Raw genomic sequence first — 22,306 nt, forward strand, 5'->3', positions numbered from 1 at the left:
ACACCACCGCGGCGCGCCGTCGGGTCTAATGGGCGGTGTGTCGACCGTCCGGAAGCGTGCCGTCGCCGCAGGCGTCGCGGCGGTGGCCTTCGTGGTGCTCGCCGCGCAGGCCCCCGGCTGGCTGGCGGGCCGCCGCGACCCGGTGCCCGCCACGGCCGTACCGGTCCGGGTGCACACCCCGTGGCTGTGGCAGGCGACCGTCGGGCAGCACCCGGTCGGCCCGGCGTCGGTGCTCTTCCTCACCGACCGCACCCGCTACGGGGAGGCCACCGGGGTGGTGGTCGGGCGCGACGGCGACTACCGCCTGCTGCCGCTGCAGGTCGGCGAGGAGCACGGCGCGCTGTCCCCGGACGGCCGGTGGTATGTGCGGTCCGGCACCGGTGGGCTGATCGACCTGCGGACCGGCGACGAGCAACGCACGCACCGCCGCGGCCTGCGCCCGCTGACCTGGTCCCCGGACGGCCGGCAGCTCCTCGCGACGCGGACCAACGACGACGCCGTCATCACGTACGGGCCGGACGGGGCGCAGCTGAACGATCCGGCGAAGCCGGACGACCTGGTGACCGTCGACCCGTGGAGCGGTGTGGAACGGGTGCTCACGGTGGGCACCTTCGCCAGCCACGCCGCGGCGTCCTGGTCACCGGACGGGTCCCTGCTCGCGGTGGCCGGGCCGGTGGACCCGGGCCAAGAGGTCGCCGAGCGGCACCGGCTCGTGGTGACCGATCCGGCCGGCGGGGTGCGCTGGCAGGTCGACCTGGCCGAGCGCCGGACGCTGGCCGGTCCGGCCGCCTGGTCCCCGGACGGACGGCGGGTGGCCCTGCTGGCGTACGACGGCTGCCAGGTCTGCACCGACACCGCCGAGCTGATGCGGCGGGCGTGGCGCATCGAGTACCTGGACGCCGCCACCGGTCGCCCGGCCGGTGACGCCGTGCCGGTCGCCGGCTCCGCGGCGGAGCTGGTCGGCTGGCGGGGGGCCGACCCCGTGCTGGAGCGGCACTCTCCGGACGCCGACCACGAGCGCCGGCACACCGCCCTGGTGGCGGTCACCGGCGGTGGGGAGCAGGTACTGCTGGACTCCCCGGGCGGCGTCACCGACCTGGTGGTGCCGCGCGACCTGCTGGACCGTGCCGCGTACGGCGGGCCGGCCTCGCGCCCGTCGCCGTTCGCCGCGCCGCCCTGGCTCCTCGCGCTCCTGGTCGTGTCGGCGGGGTTGCTCGGGACGGCACTCCACCGATGGTCGGCCCGGCGGCGGAGGCTGGTGGTGCCGGCCCGCCGTGAGCCGGCTCACCCGGGGTGACCGGCCGGTACGGGTCTAGGCTGGTCAGGTGACCGCCACGACCTCCGGCCTCACGGCCGTCCGCGCCGGTGTCCTCGACTACCGGGCCGCCTGGGACGAGCAGCGCCGGCTGCACGAGTCCGTGGTGGCCGGCGAGCGGGGGGACACGGTGCTGCTGCTGGAGCACCCGAGCGTCTACACCGCCGGCAAGCGCACCGAGCCGTGGGACCGCCCGATGGACGGCACCCCCGTCGTGGACGTGGACCGGGGCGGGAAGATCACCTGGCACGGCCCGGGTCAGCTGGTCGGCTACCCGATCCTGCGGCTGCCCGACCCCGTCGACGTGGTCGCCTACGTCCGGCGCACCGAGCAGTTGCTGATCGACGTGTGCGCCGAGTTCGGGCTGACCGCCGGGCGCATCGAGGGGCGCAGCGGCGTGTGGGTGCCGGAGGACGACCGGGGCCCGGCCCGCAAGGTGGCCGCCATCGGCATCCGCGTCGCCCGGGGCGTCACCCTGCACGGCTTCTCCCTCAACTGCGACTGCGACCTCACGTACTTCGACCGGATCGTGCCCTGCGGCATCCGCGACGCCGGCGTCACCTCGCTCACCGCCGAGCTTGGCCGACCGGTCACCGTCGCCGACGCGCTGCCGGTGGTCGAGCGGCACCTGCCGACCCTCGTCGAGGGCTGAGAAGAATCCTTCGCGTGTTCCGCCCCGGCGGGACCGTGACACCTCTTGAGCACTCGCTCAAATGCCGTTACCCTGCGCTTTGAGCGATCGCTCAAGAACGGGGGCCGGCATGCGCGCCATCTATGTCGAGACACTGATCGGCGTACCGCTGGAGCATGTCTGGCGAGCGACGCAGGACCCCGGGGCCCACCGTCGGTGGGACGCCCGCTTCGGCCGGATCGACCCGGTCCCGGGCAGCACGCCGGCCCGCTTCCGGTACGCGACGACGGTGGCTCCCGGGGTGTCGATCGGCGGTTGGGGCGTACAGGTCGGGGAGCGGGAACGCCCGGACGGCACCCGCACCTCCGCGCTGCGGTTCGGCTCGGACGACCCGCGCTCGCTGATCGCCGCGGGCTCGGGTTACTGGCGCTACGTGCCCGGTCCGGCCGGGGTGCGGTTCCTGACCGGCTACACCTACACCCCCCGGTGGGGACCGGTGGGCCGCCTCGTCGACCTCGCCTTCCGCCCGTTGTTCGGCTGGGCCACCGCCTGGTCGTTCGACCGGCTCCGGCTCTGGGTGGAGCACGACGTACCGCCGGAGCGGGCCCGGCGCAACGCGGTCCGGGAGGTCGCCGTACGCCTGCTCGGGGTGCTGGCCGTCGGCCTGCTGGCCGGCCCGGCCGGACGCGCCCCGGCGGCCGTCGCGATCCTCGCCGCCTCGCTCGTCGCGGCGGTCCTGCCGCCGCATCCGCACACCCCGGCCGCCCGTCGCTGCCGGCGCCGCCCGCCGGACCGTCTCGCCGCCCGTCCGCCCGCCCTGTTGGAGACACTGTGACCTCCGTGTTCCGTCGCGCTCTGGGCGCCGACTTCGACCGGCTGCACCCGCAACTCCAGCGCCGCTTCGGCGTCGACGGCGCCGACCACGTCGGGTGCGTGGGCACCGGCGTGATGGACCGCGTGTGGCGGGGCGCCGCGTTCACCGCCCCGTTCCTGCACCTGGGCACCCTGCGGCACGTCCTGTTCCCGGAGACCGGCGAGCAGGTGCCCTTCACCATCGAGAACTACGCCTACACCGACTCGTACGGCCGGCCCACCCTCACCTTCGTCCGCACCTTCCAGGTGTCCCCGCACCGCCGTCGTCGCTTCGACGCCACGATGGTGTGGAGCGAGCAGCGCGGCGTCCTGGTCGACTACCTCGGCACCCACCAGCACCTCGCCGTGGACCTGCACCTGGGCGTCGACGCCACCGGCGCGCTCACCATCCGCAGCGGCACCTACCGCTCCCGCAGCGGTCTGCGCTGCCCCGCGACGGTGACCGGCGAGGCCCGCCTGCGCGAGTGGTACGACGAGGGCACCGGCCGCTTCGGCATCCAGGTGGCGGTCACCAACCACCGGTTCGGGCCGCTGTTCGGCTACACCGGTAGCTTCAGCCTGCGGTACCTGCGCCCCGACCGGGCACCGGTGCCCGCCGCCGTGCGACCACTGCGGGAGAATGCGCGGGAATGACCGAAGGGACCCGCATGCCCGCCACCCGCGACAAGCTGATCGACGGCGCGCTCGCCGCGATCCGGGCCCACGGTATCGCCGGGGTGTCGGCCCGGACCATCGCCGCGGCCGCCGGGGTCAACCAGGCCCTCGTCTTCTACCACTTCGGCAGCGTCGACGACCTGCTCACCGAGGCGTGCCGCAGCGCGACCGCCGCCCGCGTCGCCGTCTACCGCGAACGCTTCGCGGACGTCCGCTCGCTGCGCGAACTGCTCGACCTCGGGCGCGCGCTGCACGAGCAGGAGCGCGCCGAGGGGAACGTGGCCGTGCTCGCCCAGATGCTGGCCGGCGCCCAGACCGACCAGCGGCTCGCCGAGCCCACGGCGTCGGCGCTCCGACTCTGGACGGCGGAGATCGAGACCGTGCTGCGGCGCCTGCTGCGCGACTCCCCGCTCGCCCCGGTCGCCGACCCGGCCGGGCTGGCCCGCGCCATCTCCGCCGCCTTCGTCGGTCTCGAACTCTTCGAGGGCGTCGACAACGCCGGTGCCCGGGACGCGTTCGACGCCCTCGAACGACTGGCCGTCCTGGTCGAGGTGGTGGACGACCTGGGCCCCCTGGCCCGCGCCGCCCTCCGCGCCAAACTCCGCCCCCGAACCTGACCCCCCGGAGGCTGCAGACCGGCGTTGATCAAGAGGTTTGCGTCAGGATCCGCGCGCGATCTGACGCAAACCTCTTGATCAACCGGGTGGTGTGGGGGGTCAGGGGGTCAGGCGGTGGAGGTCTCTCGGGAACGCGGTGACCTCGCGGACGTTCGCGGCGCCGGTCAGGCGGGCGACGAAGCGTTCCAACCCGATGGCGAAACCGCCGTGCGGGGGCATGCCGTGGCGGAACGCGTCGACGTAGCCGGCGTACGGCTCGACCGGCTCGCCCCGGGCCGTGAGCGCCGCCAGGTAGTCGGCGTGCCGATGCAGCCGCTGGCCTCCGCTGACCAGCTCCAGTCCCCGGAAGAGCAGGTCGAAGCCGTTGGAGTACGCCGGCCGCTCCGGGTCGGGGTGGGTGTAGAAGGGTCGCTTCGCCAACGGGTACCCGGTGACGAAGAGGAAGTCCGAGCCGTGCTCGGCGCGCGCCCACTCCCCCAGCGCCCGCTCGTGCGCCGGGGCCAGGTCCGGCTCGTCGGTCGGCGCTCCGGCGATCGTCAGCGCGTTGGTGAAGTGCACCGCGGGGATCTCCGCCGGCACCTCCGGCACCGCCACGTCCAACACCGCCAGCGCGGCGCCGGCCCGGTCGGCGACGGTGTCGAGCATCCCGGCGAGGGTGTCCCGCAGCACCGCCATGACGTCCCGGTGGTCGGTGACGAAGCCCAGCTCGGCGTCGAGCGACGTGTACTGCGCCAGGTGCCGGACGGTGTCGTGCGGCTCGGCCCGGAACACCGGCCCCACCTCGTACACCCGCTCGAAGACGCCGACCATGAGCTGCTTGTAGAACTGCGGCGACTGGGCCAGGTACGCGGGCCGGCCGAACCAGTCCAGCGCGAACACGTTCGCCCCGCTCTCGGTGGACGAGCCGACCACCTTCGGGGTGTGGATCTCGACGAAGTCGCGGGCGTCCAGGGCGGCCCGGAAGCCGGCCACCGCCGCCGCGGAGATGCGCAGCGCGGCGGACCGGGTCGGGTGCCGCAGCGCGACGGGCGCGTGGTCGAGCTGGGTGGGCAGGGTGGCGGTGAGGGCCGGCCGGTACAGGTCGAAGGGCGGTGGCTCGGCGGGTGCGCCGAGTGGTCGTACTGTCGGCGCGGTCAGCTCGACCCCGGCGGGCGCCGTCGCGTTGACGACCACCGTGGCGACCACCTCGACGACGGTCTCCTCGGGCAGCGTCTCCACGGCCGCGCGCACGGCGGCGTCGGTGACGACCACCTGGGCGAGCCCGGCAGCGTCCCGCACGATCAAAAAGGCCACCGACTTGAGCAGCCGGCGGCGGTGCACGTGACCGGCGATCCGCACGGTCTCGCCGACATGGGCGATGAGCTGGGAGGACAGGATGCGTTGCACGGCGGTTACCTCCTCGATAATCGCAACGCGATCCCCGGGAGGTGTGGGCGAGCGGGTTCCTCGCGGTGCCACCACACCTTCGCCCCCGCCGGAGCGGGAGCCTCGTTCGTCGCCTTTTCACCGGGGCCAGCCGGGCGGGGTCTACTGGGTCGTTAAGAGGGGACCCTTCCTCTACCGGAGGCGTTAAGAAGGGGCCCTTCCTTACCGTTCTTCCCGCAGCTCGGGAGGGTCTTCACGCACCGGCGCCAGACCGCCTCGCAGCAACCGGCGGCTCTCTTGAAACTGGCGTCCCGGTGCCCTACTCGGCTCCGTCACAGCTCTGCGGGCACGCTAGCACCACCGGCGCCGTCCATGTGACGCGGTTTTTTCGCCCCCGGTGTCCGGCGTCACAAGAATCCGGGCGTGACGGCCGTCGCCCGACGTGCATCGACCACGGCCGACGGGCGTAGGCTCGGTTTTGTGACGATCGAGCACTCCGCGCCGACGACCGGCCAGGCTGCGCGCCCCGCGACCGCCGCCCCCGAAGGGCGACGGCTGCTGCGGATCGAGGCGCGCAACGCCGAGACGCCGATCGAGCGCAAGCCGCCGTGGATCAAGGTCAAGGCCAAGATGGGCCCGGAGTACACCCAGCTGCGCGGGCTGGTCTCGCGCGAGGGGCTGCACACCGTCTGCCAGGAGGCCGGCTGCCCCAACATCTACGAGTGCTGGGAGGACCGGGAGGCGACGTTCCTCATCGGTGGCGACCAGTGCACCCGGCGCTGCGACTTCTGCCAGATCGACACCGGCAAGCCGGCCGAGTTCGACGCCGACGAGCCCCGCCGCGTCGCCGAGTCGGTCGTGTCGATGGGTCTGCGCTACGCCACCATCACCGGTGTCGCCCGGGACGACCTGCCCGACGGCGGCGCCTGGCTCTACGCCGAGACGGTCCGGCAGATCCACGCCCTGCAGCCCGGCTGCGGCGTCGAGCTGCTGATCCCCGACTTCAACGCGGTTCCCGAGCAGCTCGCCGAGGTCTTCGGCGCGCGCCCGGAGGTGCTGGCCCACAACGTGGAGACCGTGCCACGGATCTTCAAGCGGATCCGGCCGGCGTTCCGCTACGACCGGTCCCTCGACGTGATCCGGCAGGCCCGCGCGGACGGCCTGGTCACCAAGAGCAACCTCATCCTGGGCATGGGCGAGGAGCGCGCGGAGATCTCCCAGGCGTTGCGCGACCTGCACGACGCCGGCTGCGAGCTGATCACCATCACGCAGTACCTGCGCCCCACCCCCCGGCACCACCCGGTCGAGCGCTGGGTCAAGCCGGAGGAGTTCGTGGAGCTGCGCGAGGAGGCCGAGGAGATCGGCTTCGCGGGCGTGATGAGCGGTCCGCTGGTGCGCTCGTCGTACCGCGCCGGACGGCTCTACCGGCAGGCCCTGGACGCCCGCGAGGCCACCCCGGTCGGCACCGCCGGCTGAGGAATCCGGCCGCCGCACCCCCACCGCGCCGCGGCGGCCGACCGCCGAGTGCCATGATCGGCCCATGACCGCCGGGGTACGCCAGGAGCGACGCCACGCGCTGCGCGCGCTCCCGTCCTCCTGGCCCCGGCTGCCCACGCTGCTGACCCTTCTCGCGGTGGTGGCCGGTGTCGCGTACCGCCTCGGGTTGCTGCTCGCCGACACACCGCGGACGAACAGCGACGAGGCCACGATGGGGTTGGCCGCCCTGCACATCGCGCAGGGGCAGGACTTCCCCGTCTGGTTCTACGGCCAGCGGTACATGGGGACGCTGGAGGCGTACCTCGCCGCACCGGTGTTCGCCCTCGCCGGCCCGTCGACCCTCGGCCTGCGGCTGCCCACCCTCGCCCTGTACGCGATCTTCCTGGTGCTCGCCTGGCGGCTCACGATCCGGCTGACCGCCGACCGCTGGTTCGGCCTGCTGGTCGTGGTGGTCCTCGCCCTCGGCTCCGACCGGGTGGTCAAGAACCAGCTCATCGCCGGGGGCGGCTACCCCGAGATGAACGCCGCCGGGATGGCGCTGGCCGTCCTCGCGTACGACCTGGCGACCGGCCGGCCCGACCACCGACTCCCCCGGTGGGCGGGCTGGGGCCTGCTGGCCGGACTGCTGCTCTGGGTGGACCCGCTGGTGCTGCCGTACGTGGCCGCCGCCGGGGCGGTGCTGGTCGCCTACCGGTGGCGGGAGGTGCGCGGCCGAGCCGGGGCGCTGCTCGGGCTCGGCGCGCTGGTCGGGGCCGCCCCGCTGCTCGTGGACAGCCTCGCCGCCGGACGCAACCCGCTCGACGCGGTGCTCGCCGCCGCCGGTTCCGGCCAGTCCGCCGGGTGGGTCGACCGCCTGCACGGGGCACTCGTGCTCGGACCGCCGCTGGGGATGGGCTTCTGCTCCCCCGGGCGGTGCGCCGGGTGGCAGCTCTGGTGGGCCCTGGCGCTCCCGGTGCTCCTGCTCGTCGCCGGCCTCACCGCATGGCGCGCCCTGCGGACCTCCGCCGCTCGGACCCCGTCGGCCCCGGCGGTGCGGGCCGCCCTCTCGCTCGCCCTGGTCGGGGCGGCCGTCGCGACCCTGGCCGTCTACCTGTCGAGCAGCGCGGCCGGCCGCACCCCGATCGAGAGTGCGCGGTACCTGTCCTGCCTGCTCATCTCCGTACCGGTGCTGCTGTGGCCGCTGTGGAACGCGGCCCGGCGGCGGCCCGCCGAACCCGGCCGGCCAGCCGCCGCGCGCCTGGTCGCTGCCGGGGTGCTCGCGGCGGTCCTGGGCACCGCGGCCGTCGCGACGGCCGGTGCGATCGCCACCGCACCCGCCGCCCGGGCCGAGCAGGCCCGCCACGACGTCCTGGTCGAGACCCTGCGGCAGCTCGGCGTCGCGCACGTGCACGCCGGTTACTGGACCTGCAACCGGCTCACCTTCGCCAGCGGCGAGGACGTCGTCTGCGCGGTGGTGGACGACGATCTGAGGCCCGGCCACGACCGCTACCGTCCCTACCGGGAGCGGGTGGACTCCGCACCGGACGCGGTGTGGGTCGCCCGGACCGGCTCGCCACTGGACGAACGCCTCCGCACCGACCCCCGCCTGCGCGAGGTGTTCACCATCCCCGACTGGCACGCCTACCGCCCCACCCCCTAACCCCCCACCCCACCCCACCCCCACCCACCCCCGCCGCAGTTCCACGGGAAGAGTGGCTATTCCGCCTCCCATGGCCACTCTTTCCGAGAAAGTGCGCGCGGAGCCCGCGGGCGCGCGGGGCGCGGGGCGCGGAGCCCGCGGGCGCGCGGGGCGGGCGGGCGGGGCGGTCAGTCGGGGTCGGACAGGAGGTTCAGGCGGTGGGCCAGGGCGGCGGCCTCCACCCGGTTGTGCACGTCGAGCTTCGCGATGATCCGGGACACGTGCACGCTGGCCGTCTTCGGCGAGATGAAGAGCTGCTCGGCGATCCGGCTGTTGCTGTGCCCCTCGGCGACCAGCCGCAGCACCTCCCGCTCGCGGGCCGTCAGCAGGTCGGCTCCCGGACGACCCCGGGTCGCCCCGCGCAGGCCGACGCGGCGGGCCAGCGTGGCGGCCTGCCCGGCCAGCGGCGTCGCGCCGAGCCGGCCGGCCAACGCCGCCACCTCGGCGACGGCCTCGGCCACCTCGTCCCGCTCCCCCGTCGCGGCGGCGGCCTCCGCGAGCGCGAGCAGCGCGCGGCCGAGCGGCCACGGCTGTCCGTCCGCCCGCCACGCCGCGACCGCCGTACGCCAGGCCGCCAGCTCGTCGTCGCCCGGCGCGACGCTCGCCGCGACCTGCGCCGCGTGCGCCCGCTCGGCGGGGAACCGGACCGGTACGGCGGCGGCGAGCGCGGCGACCCGACCGGCGAGCCGCTCGTCGCCGAGGTGCCGGGCGACCCGGGCGACGGCGGTCAGCAGCGGCCACCCGTAGCGGGGGCAGTCGACGAGGCTGGTGTCGGCCAGAGCCGTCTCCGCCGCGCGCCGGGCCTCGGCCTCGTCGTCGGCGGAGAGGGCCGCCTCCAGGCGCAGCTCGGTCAGCGGCAGCCGCTGGTTCGGGTGCAGGTAGGGCTTGGACAGGAAGCTCAACGCCCGGCCCACCGACTCGTCCGCGCCCGGGTGGCCCTGGGCCAGCCGCAGGCCCGCCCGCAGTTGCTGCCAGTGGGAGCCGGTGACGCCGGGCGGGTCGATCCGCGCGGCCTCCGCGCAGACCTCCCCGGCCTCGGTCCAGCGGCCCAGCGCGAGCAGCGCCTCGGCCCGGTTGGAGAGCAGGTACGCGCCGGTGGACCGGCTGATCCCCACCCGACGGGCCTCGGTCACCCCGTCGCTGGCCGCCCGTGCCGACTCCTCGTACCGGCCCAGCTCGAAGAGCACGTCGGAGATGTGGACCAGGGCGCTGACCAGCGCCGGCACCGCGTCGGCGGCCCGGGCCAACGCCTCGCACCGGCGCAGTTCGGCCAGGCCCAGGTCGGGTGCGCCGGCGCGCCGGTCGGCGACGGCGAGCTGGATCGGCAGCTGCGCGTCCAGCCCGGCGGCCCGCGCCGCGGCGGTCACCTCCGCGGCGATCCGGGCCCCCTCGGCGCGGTCCACCCGGCCCAGGTGGGCGGCGACGTCGGCGAGCAGCCGCAGCCGCTCCGGGCCGTCCGGCCCCTGTTTCGCCAGCCGGTACGCCTCCCGCAGCTCGGCGGCACCGTCGCTCTTGCCGAGGATGGACAGCATCCGGCCACGCCGGTCCAGCAGCCGCGCCGCGCGCAGCGGCTCGGCGCCGGTGTCCACCTCGGCCAGCGCGGCCCGGGTCAGGGTGAGAGCCCGCTGGTAGTCACCCGCGGTGGTGGCCGCCGCCAGGGTCTCCTCCAGTACGGCCAGGTGGTCCATGCCGAGCCGGTCGGCGGCGTCGGGCACCAGCTCCCACAGCTCCAGCACCCGCTCCAGCAGCCGGCTCTGCTCGGCGTACGCGTACCGGTCGGCGGCGGCGCGAGCGGCGGTGCGAGCGGCCACCAGGGCGCGGGGGTGGTCGTGTGCGGCGTACCAGTGGTGGGCGATCTCGGCCGGCGCGCGTCCGGCGGCGACGAGGTTCGGCTGGGCCTCGATGGCCGCCGCGTAGCGGGCGTGCAGGCGGGCGTGTTCGCCGGGGAGCAGCTCGTCGTGGACGGCCTCGCGGACCAGCGCGTGCCGGAACTCGTAGTCGCCGTCCGGGTCGGCCACCACGAGCTGGGCGGCGACGGCGGCCCGCAGCGCGTCCTCCAGCTCGGCCTCGGGCAGCCCGGCGACCTCGGCGAGAAGCTGGTGGGCGAAGCGGGTGCCGCCGGCGGCGGCCATCCGCAGCACCCGTTGAGCCCCGTCGGGCAGCCGGTCCACGCGGGCCAGCAGCAGGTCGCGCAGGGTGTCCGGCAGCACCGCACAACCGACCGGGTCACCGGCGGCGGCCAGCTCCTCGATGAAGAACGGGTTGCCCTGGGTACGGTCGTGGACGTCGTCGACGGACCGGGCGGCGGGCTCGGCGCCGAGCAGGTCGGCCAGGATCGCCGCGGTGCCGTCCCGGTCCAATCGGCCCACCTCGACCCGCTCGACCCCGCGGGCCCGGTCCAGCTCGGCGATGAACGGGCGCAGCGGGTGGCCGCGGTGCAGCTCGTCGGTGCGGTACGTGCAGACCAGCAGCAGCCGGTCGGTGCGCGCCGCGCGGACCAGGAAGCCGATCAGGTCCCGCGTCGAGCGGTCGGCCCAGTGCAGATCCTCGATCACCAGCACCAGCGGCTGCTCGGCGGCGAGCCGGCCGAACAGCTCCGCGACCAGGTCGAACAGGTATCCGCGTGGGGCGTCGGAGACACCGGCCGCGGCCGGTACGGCGGCGCCGAGCGGTCCCCGGGCCAGCTCGGGCAGGAGGCGGGCGAACTCCGCCTCGTACCCGTCGAAGACCCCCGGGCCGTCCTGGCGCAGCACGGCCCGCAGCGCCGCCGCGAACGGCGCGAAGGGCAGGCCCGCCTCGCCGAGTTCCAGGCACTGCCCGACCAGCAGCCGGGCGTCAGCCACGCCGGTCCGGTGGCCGAACTCCTCCAGCAGCCGGGTCTTGCCCACCCCGGCCTCACCGCCGACCAGGACGGTGGTCGGCTCGCCGTCGCGGGCCCGGGCCAGGGCGTCCCGCAGGGCCGCGAGCTCGCGCTGGCGACCGACGAGAACGGTGCGGGCGGCGCGTGCGGTCACGGCACCGAGCATGCCACGCCGCCCCTCGTGCCCCTGCCCACCGATCGGCCGGTCCGCGACCGTACCGCCGGGGCGGTGCCCGGTCCCGGACACGTCGCCGGAACGCGGACCGGCCCCGCCGCCCGGATCGGGCTGCGGGGCCGGGTGCCGCTCGGCGGTCGCCGCCGCCGGAAGGGTGGCGGTCACCGGACGGCTGCGTCGCCGCGGCCGGCGTGGTGCCGGCGACTGAGCCAGCCGCGCGCCGACCGGCGCGGCAGCGTCCGGGCCAGCCGGTCCGCGGCGGCCTCCGCGCGCAGCTCGGCGGCGTGCGTACGGTGGACGCTGAGCAGGTATTCGGGGTCGTTGGTGAACATCTCGGGCTCCTCGCGGTCGTCGTCCTTCGCTGACACCGACTCTCCGCGCGAAGGTGCCCACCGGGCATGGGTGCGCTGCCTGATCTTCGGAGGCCGCACCTCCTTACCGGCGGCCCCCGGCGGGTGTACGGCGGCGTAAGGTACTCAGCCGCCCGCGGATCACCCGGCGCGCGGGGCACCACTAGACTCTGGGTCATGGCAAAGCCCCAGGAGAAGGTCTCGTTCGGCCAGCGGCTGAAGCAGATCGGGATGGTGTTCCGGTTCACCGCCAAGCAGGACAGGTGGTTCGCGCCCCTGGCCTTCGCCGCGGTGGTCCTCCCGCTCGCGCTCACCGTGGTCGCGTTCCTCGCCTGGGGCTGGATCTGGATCCCGCTGGGCATCCTGATCACGCTGCTCTGCCTGCTGATCGTGCTCAACCTGCGGTCCAACCGGGCGATGATGAACGCCGCGGAGGGGCAGCCCGGCGCGGCGGCGCAGATCATGGAGAACATGCGCGGCGACTGGCGGGTCACGCCCGCCGTCACCTCCACCACCCAGATGGACATGGTGCACCTGGTCATCGGCCGCCCCGGCGTGATCCTGCTGGCCGAGGGCAACCCGCAGCGGGTGCGCGGCCTGCTCGGCCAGGAGAAGCGTCGGCTGGCCAAGGTAATCGGCAACGCGCCGCTGCACGACTACGTGATCGGCACCGAGGAGGGCCAGCTGCCCATCCGGAAGCTGCGAATGACCCTCATGCGGCTGCCCCGCAGCCTCAGCGGCAAGGACGTCAACTCCCTCGACAAGCGGCTCAAGGCCCTCACCGCCCGCCCGCAACTGCCGAAGGGCGCGATCCCCAAGAACATGCGGCCGCCGCGCGGCGCGTTCCGCCAGTCGCGGGGCCGCTGACCCCGCCCGCGTACGCGACGAGAGGGCCGGACTCCCGACGGGAGCCCGGCCCTCGTCGTCAAGGAGGCACGGGCCGGCCACTCCGCCCTCGGCCGTCGGCCCTCGCTCGGCGATCTTGCACTTCTGGTCGCCGGATCGCGAAGAACATCCCATTCGCGGCGGCAGAAAGCGCAAGATCGCGGGGCGGATCGGGGCGGAGCAGGGGCGGGGCGGGGCGGGGCTGAAGGCCGCGGCGCGTTCAGGCGGGGCGGCGGGGGGCGTCGACCATCACCGAGCCGGTGAGGCGGTCGTGCAGGCCGCGACGCTTGTCGTCCATGAGCAGGGCGGGCACGACCAGCGCCAGCAGCAGGCCGCGCAGCAGACCACGGATCAGGCCGATGCGGCCGCCGTCGGTCCACGAGACGCAACGGATCTTCGTGATGTACATGCCGGGGGTCTGCGCGAAGAGGCCGAGGAAGAAGCCGTACTCCAGGATCAGCACCAGCACCGGCGCCCAGCCGTCGGTGACCGGGTCGGCGAAGCCTCGCGCGACGAGCAGGCAGAGCACCCAGTCGATGATCAGCGCGCCGAACCGCCGGCCCAGGGTGGGCGGCGTGAAGGTCGGGTCCGAAGCGGGCGGTCGGGGGCGTTCCTGCGGCGTGGTCACAGCGGTCAAGGGTATCCAGGGGACCGGGACGGCCCGGAACAGGACCGGGGTGGCGTGGGCCGTCCGGAGCGACAGGCCCTCCGCCCGGAGTGGGGCCGTGCCGAGGACGCAAAAAGGGGCCAAATGGAGCAAGTGTTCATACAATGGCACAGTCGGCGGCGTCCCGGCGAGCGGGTGGGTCCGGCCCGACGGACGCGGATGACGCTCCGCGAGGGACGTAACACGGCAGAAACACTCAAGACATGGCCGGGCAACCGCCTGGCCATAGCGTCGCCAAGAGCCTAGCCACCCGTGGACGTGCCAGGAGGACGTGTGTTCGCCAATTCCGAGGAACTCCTGCGATACCTCAAGAACGAGGACGTGAAGTTCGTCGACGTACGGTTCTGTGACCTGCCCGGCGTGATGCAGCACTTCAACATGCCGGTCGAGTCCGTCGACGACGCCCTCCTCACCGAGGGCCTCGCCTTCGACGGCTCCTCGATCCGCGGTTTCCAGGCGATCCACGAGTCGGACATGCTCCTGCTCCCGGACGTCGCCACCGCGTTCATCGACCCCTTCCGGGCGCAGAAGACGCTCGCCCTCAACTTCTTCATCCACGACCCGTTCACCCGTGAGGCGTACTCCCGGGACCCCCGGAACGTGGCGAAGAAGGCCGAGGCGTACCTCGCCGCCAGCGGCATCGCCGACACGGCCTACTTCGGTGCCGAGGCGGAGTTCTACATCTTCGACTCGATCCGCCACGAGACCTCGGCGCACCAGTCGTTCTACTACATCGACTCGGTCGAGGGCGCCTGGAACACCGGCCGCGAGGAGCCGGGTGGCAACCGTGGTTACAAGACCGCCTTCAAGGGCGGCTACTTCCCGGTGCCGCCGGTGGACCACTACGCCGACCTGCGCGACTCGATCGTGCGGCGCCTGGTCGACAGCGGGTTCACCGTGGAGCGCTCGCACCACGAGGTCGGCACCGCCGGCCAGTCCGAGATCAACTACAAGTTCTCGACCCTGCTGCACGCCGCCGACCAGCTCCAGCTCTTCAAGTACATCGTGAAGAACGAGGCGTGGGCGAACGGCAAGACCGCCACCTTCATGCCGAAGCCGCTCTTCGGTGACAACGGCTCGGGCATGCACACCCACCAGAGCCTGTGGCTGAACGGCGAGCCGCTGTTCTACGACGAGACCGGTTACGCCGGCCTGTCCGACACCGCCCGCTGGTACATCGGTGGTCTGCTGCACCACGCGCCGTCGCTGCTGGCGTTCACCAACCCGACGATCAACTCGTACCGCCGCCTGGTGCCGGGCTTCGAGGCGCCGGTGAACCTGGTCTACTCGCAGCGCAACCGCTCCGCCTGCACCCGTATCCCGGTCACCGGCAGCAACCCGAAGGCCAAGCGGGTCGAGTTCCGCGTGCCGGACCCGTCGGCCAACGTCTACCTCGCCTTCTCGGCGATGATGATGGCCGGCCTGGACGGCATCAAGAGCAAGATCGAGCCGCCGGCGCCGATCGACAAGGACCTGTACGACCTCCCGCCGGAGGAGTGGGGCGACGTCAAGCAGGTGCCGGGCTCGCTGTCGGCGGTGCTCGACTCCCTCGAGGCCGACCACGACTACCTGCTCGACGGTGGGGTCTTCACGCCCGACCTGATCTCGACCTGGATCGAGTGGAAGCGCACCAACGAGGTCGACCCGGTGCGTCTGCGCCCGACCCCGCACGAGTTCGCCCTGTACTTCGACTGCTGAGGTCCATCAAGGCGCTGACCTGGGCCAACAGGATTACCCTGATCTTGGGTACAGGTCGGGTACAACCTCACGGACGGCGGTCATGCCCGGCTCACAGCCGGCGTGGCCGCCGTTCCATGTTGACCGAGCGCGCCGTCGATGAGCAGCCAGGTCCGGTCGAGCACGTCCGGCCACTCGTGGACGTAGGTGTCGAGCGTGACGGTGGGCGTGCTGGGGCCAAGCGAAAGCTCGACCGTCTTGACCGATGCGCCGGCAGGCCGACCGCTTCCCGAGCGGTCGGCCACGTCCGGGAGAAGGTCGCTGCATTGACAGGCTCGCCACCCACACCTTGAACAGCAGGCGTGCGGCCCGGCGGACCGGCCGGCGGCGGTCCGGGTCGTCCTCGACTTCGACCGCGTCGCACCCGTCGGCCGGGTGTCGACGCAACGCCACCACTACGACATCAGGTAGCTCGACGGTGCAGGCGCAGCGGACATACACCCCTCGCGCATCAAGGTCGATGTCGTCCACTTCCAGGCCGACGATCCCCTTGTCGCAGGGGCTGGCCGAGATCAGCCGGCCCCGGACCGCCATGGCGAACATCGAGCCGAGGTGCCATGCCATCCAGTCGATCGAGGTGCATGGCCCGGGCCGCCTCGGCTCAGTCCCACTTTTCTTCCCAGGCTGCTCGATACAGATCTGCCATTTCCTCTGGCGTCGGCACACGGGGATTCAACGCCGGCCCACCTGTGAGGAAAGCTTGTTCAGTCATGGTGCCGATCTGTTCGAAGTACCGCTGCTTGTCGAGACCGTAGACCTGCATGGACGGCAGTCCCAGATCCCGGTTGAGCGCCGTTAGCTCGTCTGCGACCAACTGGGAGGCGGTTGCGTCGTCGTGGCCGTCCGCAGCGAGCCCCAGCGCCCTGGCAGCCGTGGCGTATCGTTTCTGCCCGGCGCTGGTTGACCACCGGTGCACGGTCGGCATCACCATCGCGTTCGACACCCCGTGCTGGATGCCGAACAGGCCCCCGAGTGGAGCGGTCATACCGTGCACCAGGGTGACACCAGCGCTGGTGAATGCATAACCTGCCTGGGTTGCGCCCAGCATTACCCGTCGGCGCGCTTCACGATCACTCGGTTCGCTGATGACGGTGCGCAGGTTTGGGCCGATTAGGCTCAACGCGCTCAGTGCCATGGCATCGCTGAAGGGGTTGGCTCCCGTGGAGGTATATGCCTCTAGCGAATGTGCGAGTGCATCAATTCCTGTGGATGCAGTCAGCGAGGCGGGCACATTCAAGGTCAATTCGTAGTCGATGACCGCAGCACTCGGTACACAGCTCTGCCCGAGGTACACGAGTTTCTCGCCTGTAGCAGTATCCTTCAGAATGCAGGCATTGCTGACTTCGGACCCGGAGCCGGCGGTGGTGGGGACGCAAACTATCGGCACAGCGACCCTGTCCGCCGGAGTGTGCGGCACCACCCAGCGCCGGTAGTCCTTTCCAAATGTCTCAGTGATGGCCAGCGCTTTGGCGGAATCCATTGCACTGCCGCCACCGAAGGCGATCAGGCCGTCGTAGTCGTCGCTCTCGAATTTTTCGCGGAGTGTGTCAATCGAGCCCGTGGTCGGCTCGGGGAGGGTTTCGCGGAACAGGCCGTACTCCACACCCGCCTCAACCAGCGGCTGAGTTACCTTCTTAATCAGGGGGCTGTCAGCGAGGAACTTGTCTGTGACAATGAGCGGCCGGCTGACGCCGAACGACCGGCATATCTCGGCTAGTCGCTCGAGTCCGTCGGCACCAAATTCCACAAGTGCGGGAGAACGGAAAGTTGTGAACATATCGCCTACCCCCCTGTTGGGCGCTCCTTCGCGATGGCCAGGTCTCGCTGCATCTCGCCTCAGCGAGGCATTGGTGAGGCCAGCATCGATCATCGCGAGAGAACTGGAACTGAAGTTCCTCAACTCGTGAACAGTGCACCGTCAGCGAACCTTTGCGGGCACACGCTCCCGCTTCGAGAGAGACTGCTGACAAACGAAGCCGCGATCTGGCAGTTCCCGCTGAGCGGCAGGCTTAACCAGGTGGCGAAGGTGCGGGTGCTCGGTGCGCCAGCAGACAGCGGCCGTCCACGTGACGTGGGATCGCCGGCCGCGGTTACGGATCGCATCTTCATCACCCTCAACTCGAATGATTGAAGCTTGAACCATATGTGGCGTAATGGCGCTCGGGTTCTGTTTCACGAGTGGAGTGCCAACCGCCACCTGGCATCGTCAAGCGCGGCTGAGCAGGGCGCACCCTCTCGGGGCTACAGCTAATCCCGGAGCTGGGCGACGGCGTCGGTGGCGGGGGCGGCAGCGAGCGCGAGAGTCATGGCCAGGCTTGCGGCGGCCGCCCGGATGTGGCCGATCGTGGTCATGGAAGGGGCCTCGGTCAGGCCGCATGGGTGAGGACGGCCTTGGCGGTGCTGCCTGTCTTCACGTCGGCGACGGCGGTGTTGATGTCGGCCAGCGGGTAGGTGCTGATCATGCGGTCGAAGGGGAAGCGGCCCTGGCGGTGCAGGCCGAGCAGACGGGGGATGAGGACACCAGGGGCCTGGTGTCCCATGACCGAGCCGGTGATGGTGCGGCCCTTGAGCAGTTCGAAGACGTTGGCGTGCAAGGTGGCGTCCAGGGCGGCGACACCGAGGATGGCCGCGGAGCCCAGGGGGGCGAGGGCGGCGATGGCGGTGTTCATCACCGCGACGACGCCCGTCGACTCGACGCTGTAGTCGACCCCGCGGCCTCCGGTCAGGGCGGTGATGGCCTCGGTGGTGTCGGCGGTTACCGCGTCCACCAGGTCGGTGGCACCCAGCTCCTTGGCCAGGGCGAGGCGTTCGGGCTTGGTGTCCACGGCGATGACACGCGTGGCGCCGCAGGCGGCGGCCGCCATCAGCGCGGAGAGTCCGACCGATCCCACGCCGAAGACGGCGACAGTGCTGCCTGCCTGGACCCGGAGGGAGTTGAAGACCGCTCCGGCGCCGGTGACGATGCCGCAACCGAGAGGGGCCAGTGTCGCCAGCGGCACCTCGTCGTCCACCTTGATCAGGCCGCGCGGGTGGGCGAGGCCGTGGCTGGCGAAGGAGGACTGGCCGAAGAAGTGGTCATGAACCGGCCCGGCACTGTCCGTGAGTCCGACCGAGCCGTCCGCGCGTTGGGACTCGAAGTTCAGCGGGACGTGTCGCTCGCAGTAGGCGGGCTGCCCGGCCAGGCAGTTGCGGCAGGTGCCGTCGGAGTCGAGGCTGAGCACGACCCGGTCACCGGGCCGGAAGCCGGTGACCCCGGAGCCGACGGCCTCCACGACACCGGCACCCTCATGGCCGAGGACGACCGGGTGCGGGGTGGGCAGACGACCTGCGGCGGCTTCCAGGTCGGTGTGGCACAGGCCGGCCGCGGTGTAGCGGACGAGGACCTCATCCGGACGCGGGTCCTCAAGTTCCAGCCGCTCGATCGAGAAGCCGTGCTGTCCGGTGCGGGCCACTGCTGCGGTGACGGTCGTGGGCATGGTCTTCTCGCCTTCTGCTCAATGGGTTCGCGGTTGTGCAGGTGCCGGTGTCGTACGGGGCTGGCTGCCTGGACGGCACCGGATCGCGCAGGAGCTGTGCCCGGTCAGCCGGCGCTGCGGCCGAGAATCAGGTCCGCGGCCTTCTCGCCGATCATGATGCTGGGGGCAGTGGTGTTGCCGCTGGTCTCGTGCGGCATGACCGAAGCGTCGGCGACACGCAGCCCCGTATCCCGTGCACCCGCAACTCGGGGTCGATCAGAGGCTCTCCTCTTGCTGCTCATTGTCGCCCACCTCGTTGTACCGATGTGGCGAGTTGCCTGGGGACGCGGCTGTACGGATCAGTCACGATGACTGGTGTACGGGGTAAGGCCAGGAAGCCTGTCCAGCAAGGCTGGTAGACCTCGTGGTGCCTGGCGAGGTGATCTGCTCGGCTGATCTCTGCGGAGGGTCGGGGTTCGGGGCGGAGCCCTCGGGCCTACTCGCCCCGGACCCTCGGCGACTCTGGGATGCCCCGGCCGCGACCGGCGTCCCATCGCGCACCGAAGGCCACCAGACCACGCGGGGCCGGCCCGGCCGCTTCGTTGTCCGCCACCGTCGAGGCCCCCGCAATACCTTCGTGTCCGATATATTGCCGGAGTGGACACGCCACTGCGCGAACCGACGTTCCTCATCCTGACCGCGCTCGCCCGCGAGCCGATGCACGGCTACGCGATCATCGGCGAGGTCGCCGCCCTCTCCGACGGGCGGCTCTCCCTGCGCCCCGGCACCCTCTACGGCGCCCTGGACCGGCTCACCGACGCGCACCTCGTCGAGGTCGACCGGGAGGAGACCGTCGACGGCCGGCTGCGCCGCTACTACCGTCTCTCCACCGCCGGTGAGGCCACCCTCGCCGCCGAGACCGAGCGACTGCGCCGCAACGTCGAGGCGGCCACCGCCCGGCTCGGCGCCCGGTCCCGCGCCACCCGGCCGGTGGCACCGCGTACCGCAGGAGGGCTGGCATGAGTGACCTGGAGCGCCGCTACCGGCGGCTGCTGCGCGCGTACCCGGCGGACTACCGCCGCGAGCGCGGCGACGAGATCGTCGGGACGTACCTCGACCTGGCCGGACCGGGACGGCGCCGGCCCTCACCCGCGGACGCCGCGGACCTCGTGCGCGGCGGCCTGCGCCAGCGGCTGCGGGCCGCCGGCGCGGCGGACCTGACCCCGGGTGTACGCCTCGCGGCGGCGCTCGCCTTCCTGACCGCGGTCCCGCTGGCCGCCGCGTGGCTGGTGCTGGAGCAGCACCCGCCACCCGCGGTCTGGGGCGTGCCGCACGTCGGCCCGTTCGTCTCCCTCGGCGTCGGCGTGTGGCCGCTGTGGCTGCTCGCGGTGCTGCCCCTGGCCGTCGGGTCGCTCCGCTGGACGCGACGCCTGCTCGGCCTCGCCCTGCTGGCGACCGTCGCCGTGGTTCCGGCGGCGGCCCTGACCGGGCTGCCCCGGCCTCCGCTGTTCGTGCTCCTGCCCCAGGTCGCGCTGGGGCTGGTCGCGCTGGCACTGCCGGACCGGCTGCCCACGGCGGCCCGGCTGCTGCCGCTGGTGGCGGTGGGGTGCGCCGCCGTCGCCGCGCCGAACCTGCTGCCCCGGGCGGAGGACTTCTATGTGAGCTACTACGGCTGGACGGCCAGCCAGATCCTGCCCGGCGCGGCGGTGGCCCTGCTAGTGATCGTCCTGCTGGTCGGCGTCGGCCTGGCGCTGCGGGGCGATTCGCGGGCCGGATGGGCCGGTCTCGTCCTGGCCACGCCGCTCGGCCTTATGTCGCTGCACGTGCTCGCCGGGGCGCTGGACGGTGCCGTGCGCGGCGCACCGACGCCCGGCTGGTCCGCCCTGGCCGGCACCGCGGTGACGCTGACCGTCGTCGGTCCCGCGCTGCTGCCCATGATGATCGTCCTGCGCCGGCGGGCGACCGCGCGGTCGAGCGCCCCGACCGTCGAGCGCTGCCCGACCTGCGGGACGGCCCGCTGACGCCCCACCGGCCGCCGCCCCACCTGTGAGGCGGTTCGACAGCGGCTCAGTCCACGTCGATGGTCGCTCGGCGCAGGCGGGGCAGGCCCCACACCGCCACGGCGACGACCAGGACCGCCATCACCACCGCGCCCGGGGCCTTGGTCAGCCGGGCCAGGTTCGTGCCGTCGGGCAGGGTGAGGAACATCGCCACCGCGCACGGCGGCACGAACCAGAGGGTGCGCCGGCCGGCGACGGCGAGCAGGGCCAGCGGCCACGTCGCGTACCAGGGGTGGAAGACCGGGGCCAGCACGACCGTGGCGGCCAGCGCCAGCCCGGCGCCGAGCAGGGCCACCCGGGGGCGGGCCGCCTCCAGACGGGTCACCCGCTGCCGGACGTCGTTGAGCCCGCGCAGTGCGGCCCAGGCGCGCCACCACAGCAGCACCAGCAGCGCGGCGAGCAGCACGAGCGCCAACGCGCGGGCCACCGGCACCGCCGCGGGATTCCACCCGACCAGTTCGCCGAGGTAGTCGACGACCATGCCGACGGCGGTCGGCGGCGACGTCCACTGCTGGGCGTCGCCGCTGCGGTGCAGACCGGTGACCCAACCCGGCCCCAGGCCGGAGAGCAGGGAGGCGCCGAGGAGGGCGACCAGCACCCCGCCGGCCAGCCAGCCGCCGTCGCGCAGCAACGCGCGGACGGTGTAGCGGCCCAGCACGGCGGCCAGCGCCGCGAACGGCAGCACCACCACGGCGGTGGCCTTCACCGCCACGGCCAGCCCGAGCAGCACCCCGGCCACCACGAGCGCGCGGGGCCTGCCGGGGAGACGAACCAACACCAGCAGACCGAGCAGCAGCAGGCCGAGCATCACCGCGTCGTTGTGCGCGCCGGCCACCAGGTGCACGCCGACCAGTGGGCAGGCCAGCGCCAGCCAGGCCGCCCGGCGGGTCGGTACGCCGGCCGCGCGGGCCAACCCGGGCAGGCAGAGCGCGGACAGCAGCACCCCGGTGAGCGCGACCAGCCGCAGCAGCACGACCGTGGCGGTCAGGCCACCGCCGACCGTCGCCGCGAGCGCCGCGAGCACCACGAACACCGGCCCGTACGGTGCCGGCGTGTCCCGCCACATCGGCGCCACGTCGTCCACCCACGGACACCCCGCCCCGGCCACCCCGACCGCGTACGGGTCCACGCCCTGCGCGTACGCCCAGCCCTGGCACGCGTACGAGTAGACGTCCCGGCTGCCCAGCGGCGGGGCGACCAGCAGCGGCACCAGCCACAGCCCGGCGGTCACGTACGCCCAGCGGGTCGACGGCGCGCCGCGGCGCAGCGCCCACCAGGCCCCGGTCAGCAGCAGCGTGCCAGCCAGCCACAGCGCCACGGTCAGCGGGCCGTCGTCGGAGTTCCACACCTTGGTCGCCGTGGCGCCGGGCAGCGCGCCGCCGACGTACCCCCCGACGGTGAGCAGCACCGCGCCGGCCAGCCCGGCCCAGCGGGCACGACCGGCGGTCCGGGGTGGTGTCTCCGGTGCGCCCGCGCGCGTCACCGGC

Annotated in this window: 19 protein-coding genes and 1 pseudogene; 11 read left to right on the top strand and 9 right to left on the bottom strand. The window is 73.1% G+C overall.

Going from position 1 to position 22,306, the window contains the following annotated elements; all coding sequences use genetic code 11:
• The first annotated feature begins 37 nt into the window (after positions 1-37).
• From ACTMSW_RS05560 to ACTMSW_RS05580, 5 genes are all read left to right on the top strand, one after another.
• Positions 38-1,297: a TolB family protein gene (locus ACTMSW_RS05560; RefSeq protein WP_441179339.1), complete on the top strand. Its 1,260-nt coding sequence runs from the start codon at positions 38-40 to the stop codon at positions 1,295-1,297.
• A 28-nt stretch (positions 1,298-1,325) separates the two neighbouring features.
• Positions 1,326-1,967: a lipoyl(octanoyl) transferase LipB gene (gene lipB / locus ACTMSW_RS05565; protein ID WP_441179340.1), complete on the top strand. Its 642-nt coding sequence runs from the start codon at positions 1,326-1,328 to the stop codon at positions 1,965-1,967.
• 109 nt (positions 1,968-2,076) lie between these two features.
• The gene (locus tag ACTMSW_RS05570; RefSeq protein ID WP_441179341.1) at positions 2,077-2,781 is read left to right on the top strand and encodes a hypothetical protein; all 705 of its coding nucleotides are present in this window, start codon (positions 2,077-2,079) and stop codon (positions 2,779-2,781) included.
• Positions 2,782-2,786: 5 nt separating this feature from the next.
• Positions 2,787-3,452 carry a DUF4166 domain-containing protein gene (locus tag ACTMSW_RS05575; protein ID WP_441179342.1) on the top strand — a complete coding sequence of 222 codons (666 nt, stop codon included), beginning with the start codon at positions 2,787-2,789 and terminating at the stop codon, positions 3,450-3,452.
• A complete protein-coding gene (locus tag ACTMSW_RS05580) occupies positions 3,449-4,090 on the top strand; it encodes a TetR/AcrR family transcriptional regulator (protein ID WP_441179343.1) in 642 nt (213 codons plus the stop codon). Before ACTMSW_RS05575 ends, ACTMSW_RS05580 begins: the two co-directional genes overlap by 4 nt.
• A 99-nt stretch (positions 4,091-4,189) precedes the next feature.
• On the opposite strand, the gene aspS is transcribed toward ACTMSW_RS05580, so the two are convergent.
• Entirely contained in the window at positions 4,190-5,476 is a 1,287-nt protein-coding gene (aspS, locus tag ACTMSW_RS05585; RefSeq protein WP_441179344.1) for an aspartate--tRNA(Asn) ligase, read from the bottom strand.
• Between the two features lie 402 nt (positions 5,477-5,878).
• Here aspS and lipA point away from each other — a divergent pair, with 402 nt between their 5' ends.
• Positions 5,879-6,931 (top strand): lipoyl synthase, encoded by a 1,053-nt coding sequence (gene lipA / locus ACTMSW_RS05590; protein WP_441179345.1) that lies wholly within the window; start codon positions 5,879-5,881, stop codon positions 6,929-6,931.
• Positions 6,932-6,995: 64 nt separating this feature from the next.
• Positions 6,996-8,591, top strand: a complete 1,596-nt coding sequence (locus ACTMSW_RS05595) for a hypothetical protein (protein ID WP_441179346.1) — start codon at positions 6,996-6,998, stop codon at positions 8,589-8,591.
• 167 nt (positions 8,592-8,758) lie between these two features.
• Here ACTMSW_RS05595 and ACTMSW_RS05600 read toward each other — a convergent pair whose 3' ends face one another.
• Together ACTMSW_RS05600 and ACTMSW_RS05605 are read right to left on the bottom strand one after the other, a co-directional pair.
• Complete coding sequence (locus ACTMSW_RS05600; RefSeq protein ID WP_441179347.1) at positions 8,759-11,830, bottom strand: ATP-binding protein; 3,072 nt, start codon at positions 11,828-11,830, stop codon at positions 8,759-8,761.
• Positions 11,827-12,033 (bottom strand): hypothetical protein, encoded by a 207-nt coding sequence (locus ACTMSW_RS05605; RefSeq protein WP_441179348.1) that lies wholly within the window; start codon positions 12,031-12,033, stop codon positions 11,827-11,829. Before ACTMSW_RS05605 ends, ACTMSW_RS05600 begins: the two co-directional genes overlap by 4 nt.
• Before the next feature lie 159 nt (positions 12,034-12,192).
• On the opposite strand from ACTMSW_RS05605, the gene ACTMSW_RS05610 reads away from it, so the two are divergent.
• Entirely contained in the window at positions 12,193-12,882 is a 690-nt protein-coding gene (locus ACTMSW_RS05610; RefSeq protein ID WP_441179349.1) for a DUF4191 domain-containing protein, read from the top strand.
• 238 nt (positions 12,883-13,120) lie between these two features.
• Here ACTMSW_RS05610 and ACTMSW_RS05615 read toward each other — a convergent pair whose 3' ends face one another.
• A complete protein-coding gene (locus ACTMSW_RS05615; protein WP_441179350.1) occupies positions 13,121-13,528 on the bottom strand; it encodes an RDD family protein in 408 nt (135 codons plus the stop codon).
• A 312-nt stretch (positions 13,529-13,840) separates the two neighbouring features.
• On the opposite strand from ACTMSW_RS05615, the gene glnA reads away from it, so the two are divergent.
• Entirely contained in the window at positions 13,841-15,265 is a 1,425-nt protein-coding gene (gene glnA, locus ACTMSW_RS05620) for a type I glutamate--ammonia ligase (protein ID WP_441179351.1), read from the top strand.
• 80 nt (positions 15,266-15,345) lie between these two features.
• Here the strand turns inward: glnA and ACTMSW_RS05625 are convergent, their stop codons facing one another.
• The 4 genes and pseudogenes from ACTMSW_RS05625 to ACTMSW_RS05640 form a co-directional block, all read right to left on the bottom strand.
• Entirely contained in the window at positions 15,346-15,549 is a 204-nt protein-coding gene (locus tag ACTMSW_RS05625; RefSeq protein WP_441179352.1) for a hypothetical protein, read from the bottom strand.
• Between the two features lie 356 nt (positions 15,550-15,905).
• Positions 15,906-17,081 (bottom strand): iron-containing alcohol dehydrogenase, encoded by a 1,176-nt coding sequence (locus ACTMSW_RS05630; protein WP_441179353.1) that lies wholly within the window; start codon positions 17,079-17,081, stop codon positions 15,906-15,908.
• A gap of 589 nt (positions 17,082-17,670) precedes the next feature.
• A complete protein-coding gene (locus ACTMSW_RS05635; protein WP_441179354.1) occupies positions 17,671-18,780 on the bottom strand; it encodes an NAD(P)-dependent alcohol dehydrogenase in 1,110 nt (369 codons plus the stop codon).
• A 104-nt stretch (positions 18,781-18,884) separates the two neighbouring features.
• A pseudogene (locus ACTMSW_RS05640) lies at positions 18,885-19,027 on the bottom strand (GMC oxidoreductase); the annotation flags it as partial.
• A gap of 389 nt (positions 19,028-19,416) precedes the next feature.
• On the opposite strand from ACTMSW_RS05640, the gene ACTMSW_RS05645 reads away from it, so the two are divergent.
• Together ACTMSW_RS05645 and ACTMSW_RS05650 are read left to right on the top strand one after the other, a co-directional pair.
• The gene (locus ACTMSW_RS05645) at positions 19,417-19,782 is read left to right on the top strand and encodes a PadR family transcriptional regulator (protein WP_441179355.1); all 366 of its coding nucleotides are present in this window, start codon (positions 19,417-19,419) and stop codon (positions 19,780-19,782) included.
• On the top strand, positions 19,779-20,780 hold the full coding sequence (locus ACTMSW_RS05650) for a hypothetical protein (protein WP_441179356.1): 1,002 nt from the start codon (positions 19,779-19,781) through the stop codon (positions 20,778-20,780). Before ACTMSW_RS05645 ends, ACTMSW_RS05650 begins: the two co-directional genes overlap by 4 nt.
• Before the next feature lie 46 nt (positions 20,781-20,826).
• Here ACTMSW_RS05650 and mptB read toward each other — a convergent pair whose 3' ends face one another.
• Positions 20,827-22,302 carry a polyprenol phosphomannose-dependent alpha 1,6 mannosyltransferase MptB gene (gene mptB / locus ACTMSW_RS05655; protein WP_441179676.1) on the bottom strand — a complete coding sequence of 492 codons (1,476 nt, stop codon included), beginning with the start codon at positions 22,300-22,302 and terminating at the stop codon, positions 20,827-20,829.
• Positions 22,303-22,306: the final 4 nt, after the last annotated feature.

The organism is Micromonospora sp. BQ11 (assembly GCF_052068135.1).
Classification (GTDB): Bacteria; Actinomycetota; Actinomycetes; order Mycobacteriales; family Micromonosporaceae; genus Micromonospora.

What these genes read in the sequence shown, in the direction of transcription:
- ACTMSW_RS05570 (WP_441179341.1), top strand. Translation starts at nt 2,077, where the DNA reads ATGCGCGCCATCTATGTCGAGACACTGATCGGCGTACCGCTGGAGCAT.
- ACTMSW_RS05580 (WP_441179343.1), top strand. Translation starts at nt 3,449, where the DNA reads ATGACCGAAGGGACCCGCATGCCCGCCACCCGCGACAAGCTGATCGAC.
- ACTMSW_RS05595 (WP_441179346.1), top strand. Translation starts at nt 6,996, where the DNA reads ATGACCGCCGGGGTACGCCAGGAGCGACGCCACGCGCTGCGCGCGCTC.
- ACTMSW_RS05610 (WP_441179349.1), top strand. Translation starts at nt 12,193, where the DNA reads ATGGCAAAGCCCCAGGAGAAGGTCTCGTTCGGCCAGCGGCTGAAGCAG.
- ACTMSW_RS05630 (WP_441179353.1), bottom strand. Translation starts at nt 17,081, where the DNA reads ATGTTCACAACTTTCCGTTCTCCCGCACTTGTGGAATTTGGTGCCGAC.
- ACTMSW_RS05635 (WP_441179354.1), bottom strand. Translation starts at nt 18,780, where the DNA reads ATGCCCACGACCGTCACCGCAGCAGTGGCCCGCACCGGACAGCACGGC.
- ACTMSW_RS05650 (WP_441179356.1), top strand. Translation starts at nt 19,779, where the DNA reads ATGAGTGACCTGGAGCGCCGCTACCGGCGGCTGCTGCGCGCGTACCCG.